General features: G+C 56.4%; 14 protein-coding genes. 6 read left to right on the forward strand and 8 right to left on the reverse strand.

Annotated elements, in window-relative coordinates; genetic code table 11:
* Position 1 precedes the first annotated feature (1 nt).
* The 4 genes from K2F33_RS32335 to K2F33_RS32350 form a co-directional block, all read right to left on the reverse strand.
* Positions 2-1,372 (reverse strand): glycoside hydrolase family 28 protein, encoded by a 1,371-nt coding sequence (locus K2F33_RS32335; RefSeq protein ID WP_263880587.1) that lies wholly within the window; start codon positions 1,370-1,372, stop codon positions 2-4.
* On the reverse strand, positions 1,369-2,514 hold the full coding sequence (locus K2F33_RS32340; protein ID WP_263880588.1) for a glycoside hydrolase family 88/105 protein: 1,146 nt from the start codon (positions 2,512-2,514) through the stop codon (positions 1,369-1,371). The genes K2F33_RS32335 and K2F33_RS32340 overlap by 4 nt, the downstream gene beginning before the upstream one ends.
* 161 nt (positions 2,515-2,675) lie before the next feature.
* Positions 2,676-4,205: an extracellular solute-binding protein gene (locus K2F33_RS32345; protein WP_263880589.1), complete on the reverse strand. Its 1,530-nt coding sequence runs from the start codon at positions 4,203-4,205 to the stop codon at positions 2,676-2,678.
* 77 nt (positions 4,206-4,282) lie between these two features.
* Positions 4,283-5,248, reverse strand: coding sequence for an ABC transporter permease (locus tag K2F33_RS32350; protein ID WP_373309525.1), 966 nt, complete (start codon positions 5,246-5,248; stop codon positions 4,283-4,285).
* A 292-nt stretch (positions 5,249-5,540) separates the two neighbouring features.
* Between K2F33_RS32350 and K2F33_RS32355 the strand changes: the two genes are divergently transcribed.
* Positions 5,541-6,431, forward strand: a complete 891-nt coding sequence (locus tag K2F33_RS32355) for a carbohydrate ABC transporter permease (protein ID WP_076170336.1) — start codon at positions 5,541-5,543, stop codon at positions 6,429-6,431.
* Positions 6,432-6,499: 68 nt separating this feature from the next.
* On the opposite strand, the gene K2F33_RS32360 is transcribed toward K2F33_RS32355, so the two are convergent.
* Positions 6,500-8,743, reverse strand: coding sequence for a helix-turn-helix domain-containing protein (locus K2F33_RS32360; RefSeq protein WP_076170337.1), 2,244 nt, complete (start codon positions 8,741-8,743; stop codon positions 6,500-6,502).
* A gap of 160 nt (positions 8,744-8,903) precedes the next feature.
* Here K2F33_RS32360 and K2F33_RS32365 point away from each other — a divergent pair, with 160 nt between their 5' ends.
* The 5 genes from K2F33_RS32365 to K2F33_RS32385 all read left to right on the forward strand — a co-directional run bounded on the left by K2F33_RS32365 (position 8,904) and on the right by K2F33_RS32385 (position 15,213).
* Positions 8,904-9,902 carry a LacI family DNA-binding transcriptional regulator gene (locus tag K2F33_RS32365; protein WP_263880590.1) on the forward strand — a complete coding sequence of 333 codons (999 nt, stop codon included), beginning with the start codon at positions 8,904-8,906 and terminating at the stop codon, positions 9,900-9,902.
* 120 nt (positions 9,903-10,022) lie between these two features.
* A complete protein-coding gene (locus K2F33_RS32370; protein WP_263880591.1) occupies positions 10,023-11,432 on the forward strand; it encodes a tagaturonate reductase in 1,410 nt (469 codons plus the stop codon).
* An 11-nt stretch (positions 11,433-11,443) separates the two neighbouring features.
* Positions 11,444-12,931 carry a UxaA family hydrolase gene (locus K2F33_RS32375; protein ID WP_263880592.1) on the forward strand — a complete coding sequence of 496 codons (1,488 nt, stop codon included), beginning with the start codon at positions 11,444-11,446 and terminating at the stop codon, positions 12,929-12,931.
* A gap of 53 nt (positions 12,932-12,984) precedes the next feature.
* A complete protein-coding gene (gene uxaC / locus K2F33_RS32380; RefSeq protein ID WP_263880593.1) occupies positions 12,985-14,406 on the forward strand; it encodes a glucuronate isomerase in 1,422 nt (473 codons plus the stop codon).
* Positions 14,407-14,502: 96 nt separating this feature from the next.
* Positions 14,503-15,213 carry a rhamnogalacturonan acetylesterase gene (locus K2F33_RS32385; RefSeq protein WP_263880594.1) on the forward strand — a complete coding sequence of 237 codons (711 nt, stop codon included), beginning with the start codon at positions 14,503-14,505 and terminating at the stop codon, positions 15,211-15,213.
* 202 nt (positions 15,214-15,415) lie between these two features.
* Here K2F33_RS32385 and K2F33_RS32390 read toward each other — a convergent pair whose 3' ends face one another.
* From K2F33_RS32390 to K2F33_RS32400, 3 genes are all read right to left on the reverse strand, one after another.
* Positions 15,416-16,624, reverse strand: coding sequence for an MFS transporter (locus K2F33_RS32390; protein WP_076170343.1), 1,209 nt, complete (start codon positions 16,622-16,624; stop codon positions 15,416-15,418).
* 84 nt (positions 16,625-16,708) lie between these two features.
* Entirely contained in the window at positions 16,709-17,320 is a 612-nt protein-coding gene (locus K2F33_RS32395; protein WP_089545931.1) for a TetR/AcrR family transcriptional regulator, read from the reverse strand.
* A gap of 183 nt (positions 17,321-17,503) precedes the next feature.
* On the reverse strand, positions 17,504-19,486 hold the full coding sequence (locus K2F33_RS32400) for a stalk domain-containing protein (RefSeq protein WP_263880595.1): 1,983 nt from the start codon (positions 19,484-19,486) through the stop codon (positions 17,504-17,506).
* Between the last annotated feature and the right edge of the window lie 90 nt (positions 19,487-19,576).

Consider the following 19,576-nt stretch of genomic DNA (forward strand, 5'->3'; position numbering starts at 1 on the left):
GTTAAACCTCCTCTTCGCTGAGATCCTCCTCCTGCGGAACCACGCTTACCTGTTTTACAAGCTGCTCCGGCACCTTCGTATCCTTTGACCGGCACTGCTGCCATTCCACGTCTTCGCCGTTCTCGACATAGAAAGCCGGCCCTTCATGGCCGCCAACCGTGACCCGGTCAAACCGAATGTCCCTCACATTGCCTAGATAAAAGCCGCGCGCTTTCATATCCTGGATGCCGGACATCATGGCCGGACGCCCCGGAACGGGGTTCTCCGCCATGGAAATATCGATGTCGGCAAACGTTAATTCCGAGATATACCTTTCCGCAAGACCATAAACAAACCCTGCCGCCGCATGTACGTTCCTTGCGGTAATATTCGAAAAGTGAATCCGCCGGAACGTCGGCGTTTCCAGGGTGACCGGATAAGGCCGCTTATCCCAGACGTACTTGTCCTTGCCCCGCGGTCCGCAAAAATAATACAGGTTCAAAATGAAAGGGCAGATGACTTCCTCCATGACGATGCCGCTGACCCGGATATCCTCCACCGTTCCTCCGCGCCCCCGCCGCGATTTCAGCCGGATGCCGCGGTCGGTGTGCTTAAAGATGCAGTTGCTGATCACGACGTTCCGGATGTCCCCGCTCATTTCGCTGCCGAGCACGACGCCGCCGTGGCCGTGGATCATCGTACAGTTCGTGATCGTGATGTTCTCGCACGGAACCCGCTGCGCCGTGTCTTCCGTGCCGGCCTTGATGGCGATGCAGTCGTCGCCGACGTCGATGTGGCAGCCGCTGATCCGCACGTTCTGGCACGACTCCGGGTCGATGCCGTCAGTATTCGGCGAATCCGCGGGATTGTATATCGAGACGTTGTCGATCGTCACGTTGTCGCAGAGAATCGGATTGACCGTCCAGCTCGGGGAGTTGATCAGCGTGACATCGCGGATCGTCACCCGGGTGCAGCGGTCGAGGCTGATCAGCTTCGGCCGGGGGTGGGTCAGCTCCTCCGGGCGGCTGCGCATCTTGTCCCACCAGGGCTGGCCGTTGCCATCCAGCGTGCCGCTGCCGGTAATGAACACGTTCTTCAGCCCGTGTCCGTACACACAGGAGGCGTGCACCTCACGCAGCACCCCTTCCCAGCGGGAGGTCACGACCGGATAATCCGCCGGATCGGTGCTGAAGGACAGGACCGCGCCGGGGTCCAGCCTCAGCTCGATGTTGCTGCGCAGGAGGATGGCCCCGGTCAGGTACGTGCCTGCGGGGACGAACACGGTCCCGCCGCCCGCAGCATCTGCCGCCTCGATCGCCGCAGCGATGGCCCGGGTCGCCGGCTCGGCGCCGCCGGGTACCGCCCCGAACTCGGTGATGCTGTACACGCTCATGGCTGTTCTCCTTTCGCCGCAGCGGCCGGAACCCTGGCCTCGTATTCGCCGCAGGCCTGCAGAAACGCCCCCAGCCCCTTCTGGTCGTTGGTGATGATCGGCTCGCTAATGTAATAGGCGTACGTGCCGTCGCGCCGGTCGGCCCCGCCCAGCCCGGCCACCTGGCAGTTTTTGTTCAGGTTCAGCCAGCCTTCCTTCGTCTCCAGCACAAACTCCTCCAGCAGCCCCCGATACGCTCTGTCCAAGCAGTCCTGCCATTCCTGCGGCGCAAGCACGCCGAGGCGGAGCCCTTTCGCGATAGCATAGGTGATCATGCTGGAAGCCGAGGCCTCCAAGTAATTCCCCTTGCGGCCGCCCTCATTGACCACCTGGTACCAGACGCCGCTGCCCGGATCCTGATAGGATCTCAGCGCACGCAGCGTATCGCTCAAGATGCGCTTCAGCTCCGGATAATCGGAATGGCTTCCCGGCAGCAGCTCCAGGCTGTCCGCCAGCGCCATGACGAACCAGCCAAGGGATCTTCCCCAGAAATTTGGAGATAAGCCGGTGGCCGGGTCGCACCACGGTTGGGCTTTTTTCTCGTCCCAAGCGTGATACAGGAGCCCGGTGGCCTCATCCTTCGTATGGAGCTCGCACAGCTTGAACTGTTTCGTCACGTCGTCCAGTCCCGCCTCGTCTTCAAACGTCAGCAGATATTCAAGATAGAAAGGCGAGCCCATATACAGGCCGTCCAGCCAAATCTGATAAGGATAAATTTCCTTATGCCAGAATGCCCCCTCCGACGTCCGGGGATGGGATGCCAGCTGGGATCTCAGCAGCCCGGCGGCCTGCTTGTATTTTTCCTCCCCCGTCTCGCGGTACAGGGTGAACAGCAGCTTGCCGTTGTTGATATGGTCGATGTTGTATTCTTCGGGGCGGTACCCGCGGATGCTACCGTCTTCCTGAATAAAATGGTCCATGTTGTCCCGGATATACTCCCAATACCGGCGGTCTCCGGTCTGTTTCCAAAGCAGCTCGAAGCCCTTGAGCACCACGCCGTAATCATACGACCACTTGCCTTCATATCCCTTACCCTCGTACAGCTTCGGCGTCCGTGCCATGATGGACTCGGCCATGCGCTGCGCCGCGTTGAATGTCTGCATGCTGATCCTCCTCGGATAAAATTTCCGGCTTTCTCTGATAAAATTTCCATCTCCGCCGGCGATTGCTTTTTTACACCCTGCCGTCTTGGAAAAAACACAGTCCTAACCCCCATGCAGGCGGGATAGGACCTGGTACGTTCTTCTTGCGTCCGGCTCAGCCGTTATTTTTGCTGCGTAGCCTTGTAGGCCGCCTCGTATTCCTCGATAATTTTGCTGCCGCCGGATTTCTTCCAGTTCTCCACCGCAGCTTTGAATTCGTCCAGGTTGATTTTGCCGAGAATGTATTTGTAAGTCGCATCAGTGATGATCTTTTGCAGCTCGGAGCCCTGCGTTGTGTACGTTTCGGATTCCAGGGAATATGCCGGGTTCAGCACCCCGTATTTTGCGTTTTCCTTGATCAGCTTGTCGGCCTCGGCCTTCAGCGGATCGGCGTCATGGATTTTGTAGCCCGTTTCGCTCGGACGGGAAGAGGCAAACGGCTGCACTTCCTGCTGCCACAAATCGGTATTGGTGATCGTAACCGCGTCATTCGCATCCACGGTATAATGGACGCCTTCGATTCCGTATGTCATGAGGGCGTACACATCGTCATCCATCAGGTCGTTGACGAACTTCAGAACGCGCTTCAGCTCGGCTTCATCCTTCACTTCGGATTTCGGGAAAGCCAGCAGTCCGCCGATTCCGTTGTTCGCCGCCCAAATCGCGCGGTCGCTTTCGTTGCCTGTCGATGTAATGTTGTTGACCAAGGCGAGCTGCATGTTATCCTGAACACCCTTGGCCATATTCAAGAGGTTCTTCCCGTCAAACAGGGCGCCGACGTAAATTCCGGCTTTGCCCTGGGCGAATTTTTGCTGCTGGTCGGTTTTGGCGGTCACCGCAAAGTCTTGATTGATATATCCTTTTTCGTACAGTGTCTTCATGTAATCCATCGTTTTGACGTACCCCTCGGTTTCGAATTCGGGAATCATTTTCCCGTCATCCGTCACCTGCCAGTTATTCGGCGTGCCGAAGTAAGAGCCCAGCGTCTTGAAGGCGCCGTAGATCAGATCGCTCCGGTCCATGAAGCCCGTCGTATCCTTCTGCCCGTTGCCGTCCGGGTCCTGCTCGGTGAATGCCTTGGCGACGTTCATCAGCTCATCGGTCGTCTTCGGCACGGACAGTCCGAGCTTATCCAGCCAGTCCTTGCGGATGACGACGCCGTTGCGGGCGAGATCCTTCTGGAAAGGCACACCGTACAGCTTGCCGTCGATCGAAGCCGATCTCCGCGTATCCTGCGAAATTTTCGCCAGGTTCGGGAACTCGTCCAGGAACGATTCTACCTCCCAGAACATGCCGGACTTCAGGGCATTGCGTACGGAGGAATTGTCGAGAATGGTGAGCGTAACGATATCCGCCAGGGAATCGGACGCCAGCGACGTATTGATGCGTTCTTCCTTGGAAGCATCCGGAATCCACGAAAATTTGATATCCGCCCCGGTCTTCTCCTCAATCTTGTTCAGCACCGTATCGGTCGGCGGCGACGCCGTGTGCAAAATGTTCAGCCACGTAATCGTCGTTTTTTCGTCACCTGCCGCAGCGCTTCCTCCCGAGCCCTGGGCCGTTTCCCCCTTGCCGCCTCCCCCGCCGCAGGCCGAGAGCAGCAGCCCGCAGACCAGCGTAAACGCAGCCATCTTGCTTACCATTGGTTTCATGTGCCATTTCCCCTTTTCTATTATCCTTTGGATTGATCCCACATCCGTGGATGGATCCCACACCCGCCGTGCGTTGATTAGTACACGCCGTCCTCGCCGAACTTCTTCGCCAGCCGGTTGGAAGCCATGACCAGCACAAGTCCCACCAAGCCTTTGAACAAGCCTACCGTTGTACTAAAGCTCAGCTGTCCGTTTTTCAGCCCCGCCGTATAGATGTAGGTGTCGAAAATTTCGGCCACCTCGCGGTTCAGCGAATTGAGCAGCAGGTACATATGCTCGAATCCCAGATCAAGCGTGCTGCCGATCTTGAGAATGAGCAGGGTGATGATGACCGGCCGGATCGCCGGCAGCGTCACGTGCCACGTTTTGCGGAACCGTCCGGCTCCGTCCATTTCGGCTGCTTCGTACAGCTGAGTGTCCACCACCGTGATCGCAGACAGATAAATAATGGTGGACCAGCCGAGCTCCTTCCAGATGATTTGCCCGATGTACACAGTGCGCAGCCATTCGGGAGCGGTCAGGAAGCTGATTTTGTGCCCGCCCAGCCTGGCGATCAGCTCGTTCAGCACGCCTCCGTCCACGGTGAGGAATACGTAGGTAATGGAGACGATGATGACCCAGGACATGAAGTGCGGGATGTAGATGATGGTCTGTACCCAGTTTTTGAACAGCCGGTGCCTGACCTCATTCAGCATCAGCGCCAATATAATGGGAAGCGGAAAAAAGATCACGATGTTGAGTGCAAACAGAATCAGCGTATTGCGCAGAAGCATGAAGAACGTCGGTTCTGTAAACAAGCGGACAAAGTGCTTCATTCCGACCCAAGGGCTGCCCGTGATCCCCTTGAAAGGCTGGTAATCCTGAAAGGCAATGACGAGACCGCCCATCGGCAGATACTTAAAGATGATGAAATACAACACGCCGGGCAAAATCATCAGGTACAGCAGCTTGTGACGTTTGATACGGTCCAGCGCGGTGTCCGTCCGTACCTTCCTGGCCGGTTTGACATTCATGTTCATGACGGCCGTGTTCGAGTCCTTCACCAGGTCTACCTCCTTGTAAGCGTTTCCTGTTACGACTCCAGCTTAGGCGGTTTTGGGAATTCCGTACATAATCATTTCATTGACACCGGCCATAAAACCGCATAACGGCGCCATTTTCGCCTTCCGCATCTCAGCTGATGATTACGGATTGAAGCTGATGATTATCCGGGTGACAGCCGCGGATTCCCCGCTCTCCCCCCTGCCGGACAACACCTCAGGAGCTGATTATATACGTAACCTGGTGCGCTTGGTACAGTCTAACTGTAAACGATTACAAGGAGGATACCCGCGTATGACACCATCCACAGCTTTGCGTAGAAAAGAGTCTTTCGGCAGCCGCCTGTTTACCGTCGTAAACAGCCTCCTGCTCATTCTGATTGCCCTCATTTGCCTGCTGCCTTTTGTAAACGTGATTGCGAGCTCCTTCGCTTCCACCCAGGAAGTGGTGGCCAAAAAATTCATTCTGTTTCCGACGACATTCTCCCTCGATGCTTATAAGTACATTTTATCGACGCCTACGATTTTTAAAGGGCTGGGGGTATCGATCGGGATCACCGTAGTAGGCACGATCGTCAGCATGATCCTGACGGCGCTCATGGCCTATGGCCTGTCCAGGAGATATCTCTACGGCCGGGGCTTCGTCAACTTCATCGTCGTATTCTCCATGCTGTTTAGCGGCGGCATGATCCCGACGTTCCTCGTCGTCAAAAGCCTCGGACTGATCGACTCCTACTGGTCGCTCATCCTTCCGGTCGCCATTAACGCGTTTAACCTGATTATAATGAGAAACTTTTTCCAGGCGCTTCCGGACGCGCTCGAGGAATCGGCCAAAATTGACGGCTGCAACGATTTCGGCGTTTTCTTCAAAATTATGCTTCCGCTCGCTTTGCCATCCATTGCTACCATTTCGCTGTTTTATGCGGTAGCTTACTGGAACACCTATATGAATGCGATCCTGTACATGACGGATTCGACCAAGTGGCCGATCCAGGTGCTGCTCCGCCAGATCGTCATCGTCTCCAGCGGCATGCAGGCCGAAGGGACGTCCGTGGATGTCGTTCCGCCGGCGCAGACCATCAAAATGGCGGTGATCGTCATCGCGACCGTACCGATGCTGATCGCGTATCCGTTCGTGCAGAAGCATTTTGTCAAAGGGGCGCTGCTCGGCTCAGTCAAAGGGTAACGAACAGCAAAGTCTTGCATTCCGCTCAAGAAAGCAGCCCGGACGGAAATGCAAGACTTGTGTTTTGATTACTGAGCCTGTTTGACTTTACGGTAATTTCCCGGCGTCACGAGTTCCTTCTTGCGGAAGGACCGGATGAAGTTTTGCGGATTGTGATACTGAAGCCGCTCGGCGATTTCCTTGATCGTCATGTCCGTTTCAATCAGCCATTTCTTGGCCATCTCCAGCCGGTAATTCATCAGGTATTCGCTGAACGTCATACCAAACTCCTTTTTAAAAATGCTGCTTAAATAGTTCGGATTATAATGAAGCCGGTCGCTGATCCATTCCAGGGACAATTCCTGGTCGTACTCCGTGCGGACGATCGTGGCGATCTTCTCGGCCAGGGAACGGAACTGGCGGTTGGTCTTCTCCTTCATGCTGCGCACCATCGGCGAGATGACTTCCTCCACGAGGATCCGCTCGATCTCTTCCGGGTTGCGGATATCGAGCAGGCGGTGGTACAGGGCGTGATTGTCCTGCGTCAGCAGCACCTCCACGCCGAGCAGCTGCTCCAGCTGGATCAGGTTGTTGACGAAACGCACCAGGGCCACTTCAAAATTCATCGAGTTTTTGTTCTTCTTCATCATCTCGGCCAGCAGCGGATACAGCGCCCGGGGGACCTGCTCCTCATCGCCCAGCCGGATCGCGTCGAACAGCTGGGTTTCCAGCTCCGTCGGGTAATGCAGAAGCACCGGTCCCGAGACGACCGTCTCAATATCTTCATAGAAAATGATCGATTCTTTACCCAGATTGAGCCGGTGCCGGAGCGCCTGCTTGCTCATTTCGCAAGCCTCCTTGCTCTCCCACAGATGCCGGTACGTCTTGCTGATGCCGAAGCTGACGGAGCAGTTCAAATAGTCGCGCGCCGTCATCATAATCGTTTTCGAAAAGGAGAGCACCTGCCTGCGTATCTCCTGTTCCTCCTGGTCCGTAAACGTGAGGATGGTCGCCTGCGTGTTGTCGTTTAAAATAATCGGCAGCATGCGCCCTTCCTTCGGCACGACTTCCTCGACCATTTTGTTGATGGCGAGCAGCAGCATATCCCGGTCCGACGCCTCCCGGCCGCCGTAACTGTCCATCTGGATCAGCATCGCGACGAATGACGGCTGCGTCAGTTCCGGATACCCGAACCGCGGCAGCATCCGCTCCAGCTCCTCCGGGGACACCCGGTTCCGGAACAGGTTCAGGATCAGCTGCGTTTCCAGCTGGGGCAATTCGGCTTCCATCATGCTCTCCAGGTTTTTCTTCTCGGTGACGATCGTGTCGATGGAATGAAGGATGCCTTCGATTTCGTTCTTGTACGGCAAATGGGAGCTGCGCGGCAGGCTGCGCTGGATTTGGCGGATCGGCTTCGTGAAATAAACGGAGATGCCGTAAGCCACCACGATGATCAGCAGCGTAATGACGGCCACCATCAGCATGATTCCGTATTTGGTCGTCTTGAGCGCGCCGGAAATTTCCTTCTGGTCCAGCAGCGTTACATAGATCCAATTGTTGTAGCTGGATTTAGCATAAATCGCTTCGGCCGACTGGCGCCCGGATGCCGTCACCTTCAGCCTGCCGGCCCGGTGATCTTCCCCGGCCGACTGGACGATGCGTCCAAGCTGGTCAGCGGACAGCAGCTGCTTGTCGGGATCGGTCTCGTACATCAGCTCGCCCTGTTTGTTTAAAATGATGACCGGCGCATTGTCCTCGGTCTTCAGGATCCGGTCAAGCGTGGACCGTGAAATATCCGAAAGGGCAATCGCCTGCTTTTGCTTGGAAAAGACCGGCAGCGTGTTCACGAAACGGATGCCGTCATCCGTTTTGATCCAGAACAGCCCTTTGTCTTTGTCATCGATGTAGGCCTCGTACAGCTTGCGCCGGTCGGCATCCGTCAAATAGGACAGCTTTCCGCTCGTAATCTGCCAATTCTGTACGAGGCTGATGAGCGAATACTCGGTCCCTTCCAAGCCCATCGTGGCGATATAGTTCAGCTGTGTATTGACGTTCCGGTATTCTTCGAAATCCTGTTCCGTGATCGGCCTTTTTACGACGGCATCAAACGAGCTCGTCGTGCTGTATGTATTAAAGGCGTATTCGATCGTCTGGATTTTCTGCTCAAGCGAATTTTTGGTCTGGGTAATAAAGCTCTGTTTGCTGCCCGCCACCCGGTCGATCACCGAGTGGGTCGTATTGATATAAATGTAGCTGCCAAAACTGACGACGAGTCCGATCCCAAGGACCAGAATGGGAATAAACGTTTTATAAAACATGCGGCCTTTTTTCATTGTGATGCTCCTTTAGCCCGTTCTTGTTTCCAATTATAGCGTTTTCATGATTGGGTTGACAATATGATTCACGTGTGCATTTTTCCGGAATCATATTGACTTGAACCCTGTCTGAACTTAAACTGAAACCGTTAACAAATATTTCTTGTCACGAGGTCATATGATTACGATTAAAGACATCGCGCGCGTTGCGGGGGTATCGCATACGACCGTTTCCAGGGCGCTGAACGGCAACCCGCTCATCAAGAAGGAAACCCGCGACCGCATCGAACGCATCGCCGCCGAACTCAACTACATTCCCAATTACAGCGCCAAGAGCCTGGTCATGAAGAAGTCCTACACGATCGGCCTGTTCTTCTCCAGCATCGACCAGGGAACTTCGGCCAGCTTTCTCGTGGACGCCATCAAGGGCATTCATCAGGTGCTCGACGAGAACTACAGCCTTACGGTCCACGGGATCGACAGCATCCGGCACTATGATGCTATAACGCCAAGGCGTTTCGACGGTGTGCTCGTCATGAGCCAGAGCGAAGCGGACAATGCTTTCATTTATCACCTGAAGCAGACCGGCATCCCCTTCGTCGTCCTGAACCGCCAGCTGGATGACCCCGGCATTCTGAACGTGGTCGCCAATGACCGCGAAGGCGTCCGGGAGGCGCTGGATTACGGCATCGGACTCGGCCACCGGAAGATCGCCATCATCGAAGGCAAGGCCGGCTTCAAGTCGACAACGGAGCGGAAGCAGGGATTCATGGACAGTCTGATCGCCCACCGCCTCCCGCTGATTCCGGACTATTTCACCGCCGGTGACTACGGGGTCGAAAGCGGCTATAACGCCATGATGTCGCTGCTCTCCCTGTCCGATCCCCCGACCCTCGTCTTCTGCTCGAACGACGATATGGCCATCGGCGCGCTGAATGCCTGCTACGCGCGGGGCGTCGCGCTTCCCGGACAGCTGTCGCTGATCGGGTTCGACGATATTTTATTCTCGCAGTATACGTACCCGCCGCTGACAACGATCCGCAAGCCGATTGCCGATATCAGCAAGCTCGGCACTACCAAGCTGATCGAGCGGCTCGAGCAGCCGGACTCGGCGCCGGAACAGCTGTTTGTCCAGACCGAGCTGATCGTGCGGCAAAGCGTTGCGGCTGTCACCTAGAAGGGACAGCTGTAATGCCCTTGATTTTTTTGAAGGCGACAATTCAAACATGATTTTTTTGCATCAAAATGTTAACGTGTGCATAATGTCCATCATCTCTAAAGGAGGCTTGAAAAACGTATGACATCACGTCTTTCCCGCAGCCTGTTTCCCGATCTGCCCGCCCTGCCCGAGCGCATGATCCAGTTTGGCGGCGGCAACTTTATGCGGGCTTTCGTGAACTGGCAGATGCAGCGGATGAATCTGAAGGGATTATTTAACGGAAGCGCCGTCGTCGTGCAGCCGACCGCACACGGCAAGAGCACTTCGCTCATGGAGCAGGACGGCTTGTACACCGTACTGCTTAAAGGGCGGCTTCAAGGGCAGCTGGTCAACTCGAGTGAGGTCATCGCCACCGTCAGCCGGGTCATCAATCCCTATACGGATTATGAGGCCTACTTGAAACTGGCCGAACAGGACGAACTCGAGTTCATCACCTCCAACACGACCGAAGCCGGCATTGTGTATGAGGCCGGCCTGCGCCGGGAGGACGCTCCGCATTCCAGCTTTCCCGCCAAATTGACGGAGCTGCTCTACAGGCGGTTCCAGCTCGGCAAAGCCGGCTTTATCATCCTCCCCTGCGAGCTGATCGAGGACAGCGGCGAGAAGCTGCGCCGCTTCGTGCTGCAGCATGCCGCCGACTGGCAGCTTGGCGATGCGTTTGCCGCCTGGGTCACGGAAGCCAACACGTTCTGCTCCTGCCTGGTGGACCGCATCGTTCCGGGGTACCCGCGGGATCAGGCGGACGACCTGGAGCAGAAGCTCGGCTATGAAGACCCCTTCATGGTCAGTGCCGAGCCCTATCATCTGTGGGTGATCGAAGGGCCGGCGTGGCTGCGGGAGAAGCTTCCCCTTGCCGAAGCCGGGCTGAACGTCATCGTCACGGATGACCTGTCGCCTTACCGCGAGCGCAAGGTTCACCTTCTCAACGGCCCGCATACGGCTATGGTGCCCCTGGGCCTCCTTGCCGGACTTGAAACGGTCGAGGACGTAATGAAGGACAGCGATTTGGGCCGCTTCGTCGAGGAGCTGATGGAAGACGAAATCCTGCCGGTGCTGAAGCTGCCGCGGGCCGAGCTGCTCGAATACGCGGCGGCTATCCGCGAGCGGTTCAACAACCCGCTGATCCGGCATGAGCTGGCATCGATTTCGCTGAACAGCATTTCGAAATTCACGGCGCGCCTGCTGCCGGTGCTGATCCGTTATCAGCAGGTCCAGGGGAAGCTTCCCCGCCTGCTCGTCCTCTCCTTCGCCGCACTCCTCCTGACCTACCGCGGCGACCAGGTCGCCCGCCGCGATGTGCCGGAAGTGCTGGAGGCATTTGATCGGAACTGGATCGACCCTGAATCGTTCGTTACCGGCATCCTGAAGGAAGAACGGCTGTGGGGCACGGATTTAACAGCAGTTCCGGGTCTTGAAACGCTGCTTGGGGAGCATATCGGCCTGCTGGAACGCGATGGCGTCCGGGCTTCGCTCCATCAACTGACCTGAGGAGGATTGACATGAAATCATTGATGAAACTGAACCCGCGGGACAGCGTCGCCGTTGCCCTCCGGCCGATTCAGGCCGGGGAACCGCTGGAAGTGGACGGCGTGAAGCTGGAGTCCGCCCAGGAAATTCCGCAGGGCCACAAAATCGCTCTGACGGCGATTCCCCCGGGCGATATGGTGATCAAATACGGGTATCCGATCGGCCATGCGGTGTCCGCGATCGCTCCTGGCGATTGGGTGCATACGCATAATCTCCGGACCAACCTGGACGGTGAGGAAGAATACGAATACCAGCCGGACCTTCATCCGATTTCCTACCCGAACCGGGGCCTCACCTTTGAAGGATACCGGCGGGCCAATGGCAAGGCAGGGATCCGCAACGACCTGTACATCGTTCCAACCGTCGGCTGCGTGAACGGTGTGGCCGAGCTGATCCTGCAGGAATTCAAAGCCGTCCACCCGGACCTCGGTCCCTTTGACAACGTCACGATCCTGAAGCACCCGTACGGCTGCTCGCAGCTTGGCGACGACCATCGCCAGACCCGCAGCATCCTGCTGGACGCGGTCCATCATCCCAATGCCGGCGGCGTGCTCGTATTCGGTCTCGGGTGCGAGAACAACATCGTCACCGAGTTCCGTGAACTGCTCGGAGACTACGACGAGTCCCGCGTCAAATTCCTCGTGGCGCAGGAGGTTGGCGACGAGGTCGAAGCCGGCATGGCCCTGCTCGAAGAGCTGTTCGAAGCCGCAAGCCTCGACAAGCGCGAGCCGATCCCGCTCAGCGAGCTGAACGTCGGCCTCAAATGCGGCGGCTCCGACGGCTTCTCCGGCATTACGGCCAACCCGCTGCTCGGCGCCTTCTCCGATTTTCTTATCTCACAGGGCGGTTCCACGATCCTGACCGAGGTGCCGGAGATGTTCGGCGCCGAGCGCATGCTGATGGCCCGTGCCGAGAGCCGCGAGGTCTTCGAGAGCATCACCTCGCTGATCAACGATTTCAAGCAGTATTTTATGTCCTACGGGGAGCCGGTTTACGAGAATCCGTCCCCAGGCAATAAGGCCGGCGGCATCAGCACGCTGGAGGACAAATCGCTCGGCTGTACGCAGAAGGCCGGCACCGCCCCGGTCGTCGACGTGCTGCAGTACGGCGAGAAGCTGCGCAAGAAGGGCCTCAGCCTGCTGCAGGCGCCGGGCAACGATCTGGTAGCGTCTTCCGCACTCGCCGCCGCAGACTGCCAGCTCGTGCTGTTCACGACCGGACGGGGCACACCGTTCGGCAGCTTCGTCCCGACCGTCAAAATCGCCACCAACCATGACCTCTACAACAAGAAAAAGCACTGGATGGATTTTAACGCCGGCTCGCTGCTGGACCGTCCGATGCAGGAAGTGCTGGAGGAATTTATCGCCTACCTGATCCAGGTGGCGAGCGGCCAACAAACGCGGAACGAGCAAAACGACGTACGGGAGCTGGCCATTTTTAAAACCGGGGTTACTCTGTGATGTCACTGGACTAATAAATCTATTTCGATTTTTATCCAAAGGAGCTGTGGACCATGTTCTTGAACGACGATTTTCTGCTGACGACCGATACCGCCCGCAAGCTGTTTCATCAGCATGCCAAAGACATGCCGATCATCGACTATCACTGCCACCTCGACCCCAAGGAAATCTATGACAACCAGAACTTCCGCAACCTGACCGAAGCCTGGCTCGCCGGGGACCATTACAAATGGCGGTTAATGCGGGCGAACGGCATCCCGGAATCCCATATTACCGGCGACGCTTCCGATTACGACAAGTTTCTGGCATGGGCCCGGACTGTCCCGAAAACGGTCGGCAATCCCCTGTACAGCTGGACCCATCTGGAGCTGCGCCGCTTCTTTGGCATTACCGCACTGCTGAACGAAGAATCCGCCCCGCGGATTTGGGAACAGGTGAACGCCAAACTGGCGACGGATGACTTCCGGCGGCGGAACATCATCAAGAATTCGGGCGTCAAGGTCGTCTGCACCACCGATGATCCGGCCGATTCGCTGGAATACCACCAGCTGCTGAAAAAAGAGGACACCGGCTTCCGCGTGTTCCCGGCCTTCCGCCCCGATAAGGCGCTGAACATCGACGCTCCCGGTTTTACCGATTGGCTGGAGCGCCTTGCGCAAGCCGCGGGCCAGCAGGTCACGACGTATGCCGAACTGCTGGATGCTCTGAAGCAGCGGATCGACTTTTTCCATGAGCAGGACTGCCGCCTCTCGGACCATGCGATCGACGTGCTGCGTTATCAGGAGGGCAGCGCCGAAGAGCTGGAGCGGATTTTCACGAAAAGAATGGCCGGCGAGACGCTCTCTCTGGAGGAAATCACCGTTTACCGCACGGAGCTGCTGAGCGCGCTGATCGGACTGTATCACAGCAAAAACTGGACGATGCAGCTGCATATCCATGCCTTCCGCAACAACAATACGCCGATGTTCAAGCGTCTGGGGCCTGACACCGGGTATGACGCCCTGAACGACCTGCCGCTGGCCGGCCCGCTGTCCCGGCTGCTCGACCGTGCTGAATGCGGCCAGGGCCTGCCGAAAACGATTCTGTATTCGCTCAACCCGAACGACTATCCCGTCCTGCTGACTCTGATGGGCTGCTATCAAAAGGATACGGCCGGTAAATTCCAGCTCGGTTCCGGATGGTGGTACAACGACACGCGCAGCGGCATGCGTCATCAGCTTACCCTGCTCGCCGACAACAGCCTGCTGGCCAACTTCGTCGGCATGCTGACCGACTCCCGCAGCTTCCTTTCCTATACCCGGCACGAATACTTCCGCCGCGTGCTGTGCGAGCTGATCGGCGAGTGGGCCGAGCGCGGGGAAGCGCCTGACGATGAGGCGCTGCTCGGACAAATCGTGGAAGATATCGCCTACGGCAACGCGGAGCGGTATTTCGGCTTCAAGGAGCTCGGCATTCCCGAAGCGCTTCGTTCCTAAGCATGAGCGTGAGGCAATGCTGAGCGATAACCACCCCAAGCCATGCCAGCAGACCACTTTTGGGTCTCTGGTAAAAGAAAGGGAGGACTCCGTTCTATGACCATGACACTGTATATCGTCGGCGATTCCACGGCCGCCCTGAAGGGCGCCATCGAGAAGCCCATGACCGGCTGGGGCGAATACCTCCAGCAGCACCTGGATCCGGCGATCCGGGTAGACAACCGGGCCATCAACGGGCGCAGCACCCGCTCTTTTATCGCCGAGGGCCGCTGGGCCGCCGTGGAGAACGAGCTTCAGCCTGGCGACTACGTGTTCATCCAGTTCGGCCACAACGATCAGAAGCAGGAAGATCCTTCGCGCTTCGCGGATCCTGCTCCCGGCGGGGAATACCGCGCCAACCTGAAGCGGTTTATCGAATCGGCCCGCTCGCGCGGCGCCATCCCCGTCCTGCTGACTTCCGTCAGCCGCCGCCGGTTCACGGCGGAGGGACTTCCGGATCCCGACGCTGTCGGTCCCTACCCCGAGGCAATGCGTGAAACTGCGCAGGAGGCTGGCGCGCCGCTGCTTGACCTGTTTGCAGCTTCCCAGCAGCTGTATCTCCGGATGGGCCAGGAGGAGTCGAAGCATCTGTTTATGCATCTGCCCGCCGGGTCCCATCCCAATTATCCCGATGGGATCGCCGACGACACACACTTCTCGCACCGGGGTGCGCGGGAAATCGCCGCACTCGCGGCGGAAGCGATCCGGCAGTGCGAAGCGCTGCCCGGACTGCACCCGCTGCTGCGGAACTTTGCCCCGACAAGCTGATGCGGCGAGTGGCTGCCTGCTCATGGAAGGCCGTTGTCTGCCCACAAGCTTAGAGCTGGCGCGGATTCACAGGGACCATGGCCATGACTTGCGGCTTTATTCCGCTAATAGATACAAAAAAATCCTCCGGGCCCATAGGGCTCGGAGGATTTTTCATCATATTCCGGTGTTTATTTATATATCATTCTAACCTGTTTCTGTATTAACGAACCGATCTGGACTCCAGCTCATACTGCGTTTCCCGTGATTTGAAGGACAGCAGGAATCCGAATACCAACACGATGCTCGCGAGAATGTACGGATAATTCACATTCATGTCAAACAGCGCCCCCGCAATGATCGGGCCGATAATGTTGCCAAGGCTCGTAAACGCGGAGTTCAGCCCCGCCACATAACCCTGCTCCTCATTGGCAAACTTGGACATCTGCGTCCCGATGGCCGGGCGCAAAATATCCATCGCCAGAAACAGAACGAAGGTCACGGCGACCATAAGCCAGAACGTATGCACAAGCAGCGTGAAAATAATAAAGAGGATCGATACGAAAATGCTAAGCGTGATGACTCTTTTCTCTCCGAACCGGTTCAGGATCCAGCCGAAGATAGTGATCTGCACCACCGCCCCGCAGACCGAGCCGAACGTAATGATAAAGGCGATATCCTTAGGCGTAAAGCCGAATTTATGATCGACAAACAGCCCAAACACCGTCTCGAAATTGGCGAGCCCGAACGAAGCGACAAACACGACGATCAGACTGATAAAATAAGGGGCCCGGTAGGCACCCGCCAACTGGCGCAGCAATCCGGCCGGTGCCATCTTGGTATCCGATCCGTCGCTGGTCTGCGCGGCCTTCGGCACTTCCCGCAAGAAGAACGCGGTAACCGCCATGGCCAGAAGCCCGCCGACCGCGGCAGCGTAGAAAGGAACCCGAATGCCATATTCGGCAAGATAGCCGCCGATGCCGGGTCCGATGATAAAACCGGTCGTGATGGCAGCGTTGATGAAGCCCATCCCTTTTCCGCGCTCTTCCTCGCTTGTGACGTCAGCTGTATAGGCCATGACGGCCGGCATAACCAGAGCCGCACTCACCCCGCCCAGCATTCTCGCCAGGAACAGAAATGGCAGCGTGCTGGAAGCGCCGAACAACCATTCCGACACGGCGAACAGCAGCAGTCCGGCCAGGATAACCTTTTTGCGGCCGATGGAGTCCGACAGCCTGCCGGCGATCGGCGAAAAGACGAGCTGCGTGATGGAAAAGGCCGCGACCAGCAGGCCCAGCACGCTTCCGTTAATGTGCAGCAGATTCATATAACTCGGCATAATTGGAATGATAAGTCCGATGCCCGTAAAAATAATGAAGTTGTTGAGCATGAGGAGCAGAATGGCTCCCCGGTTTCTAACTAGCAGCGACATAAAAAAGCCTCCGTAAGCAAATTCAGCATGTATACTGAACGTTCGTTATGTATTATGGCGTGAGATAACGAAGACCATTCTCCGCTATCGTTCTTTTGCTTGCTTATCCGTCGCCACTCCGTTCAAAAAAACAGTGACGGCATCCCGGTACAGCAGGGTCGTCTTCTCAGGGTTTAATCTGCGCGACAGCTGATTGGCGCCGAAAAAAATCGCCTCCAGCACGGCCGCGAGCCGCTCGGCATCGCCCGGCATGAATTCGCCGCGGTCGATTCCTTCCTGCAGCAGGTTCTGATTAAACGCCAAATGCTTGACCTTCATCTCGGCCATACGGGATTCCACTTCGGATGTCTTTTCTTCGTTATGAAAAAATTCATCGGCTGCCTTCGTGAGCGGATGGTTCAAGTCGTCAGCCGCCAACTGTTCCGCCACGGCATACAGCTTATCGGTAGTGGTCTTATACAAGTGCTCGTTTTGCTCCCAGTTCAGTTCCCATTCGCGGTCCCACTCTTCGAGCAGGTGAAGGAATAATCCTTCTTTGCTCTTGAAGTGATAGTAGATGTTGCCTTTGCTGCTCCCGGTCGCGGCCACGATATCTTCGATCGAAGTCGCCTTATAACCCTTTTGAACAAACAGCGTGCGGGCGGCATCTGCAATCTTCCTCTTGGTCTGTTCGCTTTGCAGCTGCTTCTGGTTCATGACGCTCACTCCAATACATATATATACCGAACGTTCAGTCAGTATTGTAGCACGGCATTTTTTTCATGGCAAGCCGCAGTTTATTTTTCCTGTGACACGATCTAAAAAAACCGGCCACCGGGGTGTACCCGGCGCCGGTTTATGTAAATGGACTGGCGGCTCAAATGATTGCTGATCCAGCCGTTACATGATGATTAATGTAACCTTGCCATCGATGAAAGAGACAACATCGTAATTGGACCAGCCCCAGGTCTCGATCTTCGTTCCGTTCACGGACTGGATATCTTTGGCGGCGGGATTTCCCCAGGACAGCAGCACCTGCTCCTTGGTCATGCCAAGCGTTACATTGCCCGCCTTGATCTGGCTCCAGACGGAAGATGACCATTTATACTTTGTATAGGGATCATATTTCAAAAAGTACGTCGAGTCGGCAAACAACTGCGTCACTTCCGACGTATTCATGGCGTAGCTCTTCAGCGTTTTTCCAGCAGCCGATTTGAAAACGACGACAAAGCTTCCGGTGTCCGTGGGAAGAACATCCGTCACCGTGACTTTGGAGAACCGTTCCCAGCCATCAAAGTCGTTCACCCAATACGTTTTCCCGATGAATTTGGCCAGACTGCCCTGCATTGCTTTCTTGATCAAGCCCGCAGTGTCTTGGGAGACGATCGTCATCTTGCCCTGACCGAGTGCAACTTCGGCCTGCCGCCATTGGGCATCCCAGGTGACCTTGGCCCCCAGCGTATCGGCAAGCAGGGAGGCAGGGATATACGTTTCGCCTTTGTCGATGATTGGCGATGCTTTTAATGTCAGATGACTGCCGTTAAATTGGGCTGCCTGACTGCCGGCCTTAAATGACAGCTTCGCATCCCCGAGAGCAGCGTTCCAATTTCCACCCGATACCTCAGCCGTACCTCCCATCGCCTTGAACACCGTCTTGGCTGGAAGATATACGGTTCCCTTGATCTGTTTGGCATATTTCAACGGATCGCGGAGGCTGACCGTCACCGTCACGCTGGAGGAGACGCTGCCAGAAGTCACCGTCAGCTTCGTTTCGCCTACGCCGGCCGCTTTCAGCTTGCCGTCAGGCTGCACCTTCAGCAGGTAAGGCTTGTCCATGTCAAGCTGCGCTTCCTTCAGAGGCACCTTCAGCTTGGCCCCGTTGGTATACGTCTCTTGAATATCGACCTGTACCGTATCGCCAACATACGGCTTCTTATCGGAGACGGACATGGACACCGCCTTAACGGCAGGCACCTCCACCGGCTGGACCTCGCCGCCCTTGCTGATGACCCATGTCCCGTCGGCACGCTGCGCGTAAATGCCTTCAGTCAAGTCATCCTTATACGAATCTACCGCCGTCTTGACCACGTTGCTCAGCCCCTGAACCTGTGTGGTCAGCTTCCAGCGGTTCGAGTATTCTCCCGTCTGCCATACGGTTCCATCCTTGCGAGTCACAATCAGCACGTCGGTTGGTTCTGCCGAAACATAAGAAATATGTACCGCATCAGTAGCAACGGTTACCGGGATAACCCGGCCATTGTCGTCAAAGTTCGACATTTGATAGACCACGACTTCTCCACCTGTGTACAGCAGAGCGACGCGGTCATCATGGACGGCCATCGACTTGACCGATCCGGCATTGTTTACGGTTCCGACTTTTTTGTATTGATCGGTCTTGTACGGATCCTTGAACAACAGCTCTCCGCTCTGTGTCAATGCGGCAAAATCCTTCTCCCCGTAGCCAATCAGCGTTATGCCGCTAAGATTCTTCAGCTTGCTGTCACCGGCCCAGACGGTACCATCGGCCTGAAGCCGGTACGGCCCGGACACCTGCTTGATTCCGCTTTTCCCCTCGACCACATGCGGCTTCATGCCGATATCCCATTCAACCAACCGGCCGTCACGCGTAATGCCCAAGCCTTCGTACACGTTCCCCGAAATCTCGTCGACCGAGCCTTTCGTATAGATGGTCCGGTTTCCGTCGACCATAGACCACATCGAGCCGTCACTCATCAGATACGTATTTTTGCCGGCGATGTCTTTAATCTGCAGCTGCTGAGCCCCGTCGGCAAAAGCCGTCTGATGGCCGAAAGCCGGGACGGCACCCATCATCAAGGCGCCCAGCGCAATCGTGGACAGCCTTCTTTTCCATGTTACGTTCAAGTTCATAACCCCTCTTTGTCATATTTAGGCAAATCCTTGTATGATTCGACACCATGGCAAAATATCCCTTCAAATCAAAAAACACGCCAC

Source organism: Paenibacillus sp. PSB04 (assembly GCF_025809195.1).
GTDB classification, from domain to species: domain Bacteria; phylum Bacillota; class Bacilli; order Paenibacillales; family Paenibacillaceae; genus Paenibacillus_AQ; species Paenibacillus_AQ favisporus.

Excerpts from the sequence above, each read along its gene's own strand:
- K2F33_RS32335 (WP_263880587.1), bottom strand. The coding sequence starts at position 1,372 with ATGAGCGTGTACAGCATCACCGAGTTCGGGGCGGTACCCGGCGGCGCC.
- K2F33_RS32340 (WP_263880588.1), bottom strand. The coding sequence starts at position 2,514 with ATGCAGACATTCAACGCGGCGCAGCGCATGGCCGAGTCCATCATGGCA.
- K2F33_RS32345 (WP_263880589.1), bottom strand. The coding sequence starts at position 4,205 with ATGAAACCAATGGTAAGCAAGATGGCTGCGTTTACGCTGGTCTGCGGG.
- K2F33_RS32355 (WP_076170336.1), top strand. The coding sequence starts at position 5,541 with ATGACACCATCCACAGCTTTGCGTAGAAAAGAGTCTTTCGGCAGCCGC.
- K2F33_RS32360 (WP_076170337.1), bottom strand. The coding sequence starts at position 8,743 with ATGAAAAAAGGCCGCATGTTTTATAAAACGTTTATTCCCATTCTGGTC.
- K2F33_RS32365 (WP_263880590.1), top strand. The coding sequence starts at position 8,904 with ATGATTACGATTAAAGACATCGCGCGCGTTGCGGGGGTATCGCATACG.
- K2F33_RS32370 (WP_263880591.1), top strand. The coding sequence starts at position 10,023 with ATGACATCACGTCTTTCCCGCAGCCTGTTTCCCGATCTGCCCGCCCTG.
- K2F33_RS32375 (WP_263880592.1), top strand. The coding sequence starts at position 11,444 with ATGAAATCATTGATGAAACTGAACCCGCGGGACAGCGTCGCCGTTGCC.
- uxaC (WP_263880593.1), top strand. The coding sequence starts at position 12,985 with ATGTTCTTGAACGACGATTTTCTGCTGACGACCGATACCGCCCGCAAG.
- K2F33_RS32385 (WP_263880594.1), top strand. The coding sequence starts at position 14,503 with ATGACCATGACACTGTATATCGTCGGCGATTCCACGGCCGCCCTGAAG.
- K2F33_RS32390 (WP_076170343.1), bottom strand. The coding sequence starts at position 16,624 with ATGTCGCTGCTAGTTAGAAACCGGGGAGCCATTCTGCTCCTCATGCTC.
- K2F33_RS32395 (WP_089545931.1), bottom strand. The coding sequence starts at position 17,320 with ATGAACCAGAAGCAGCTGCAAAGCGAACAGACCAAGAGGAAGATTGCA.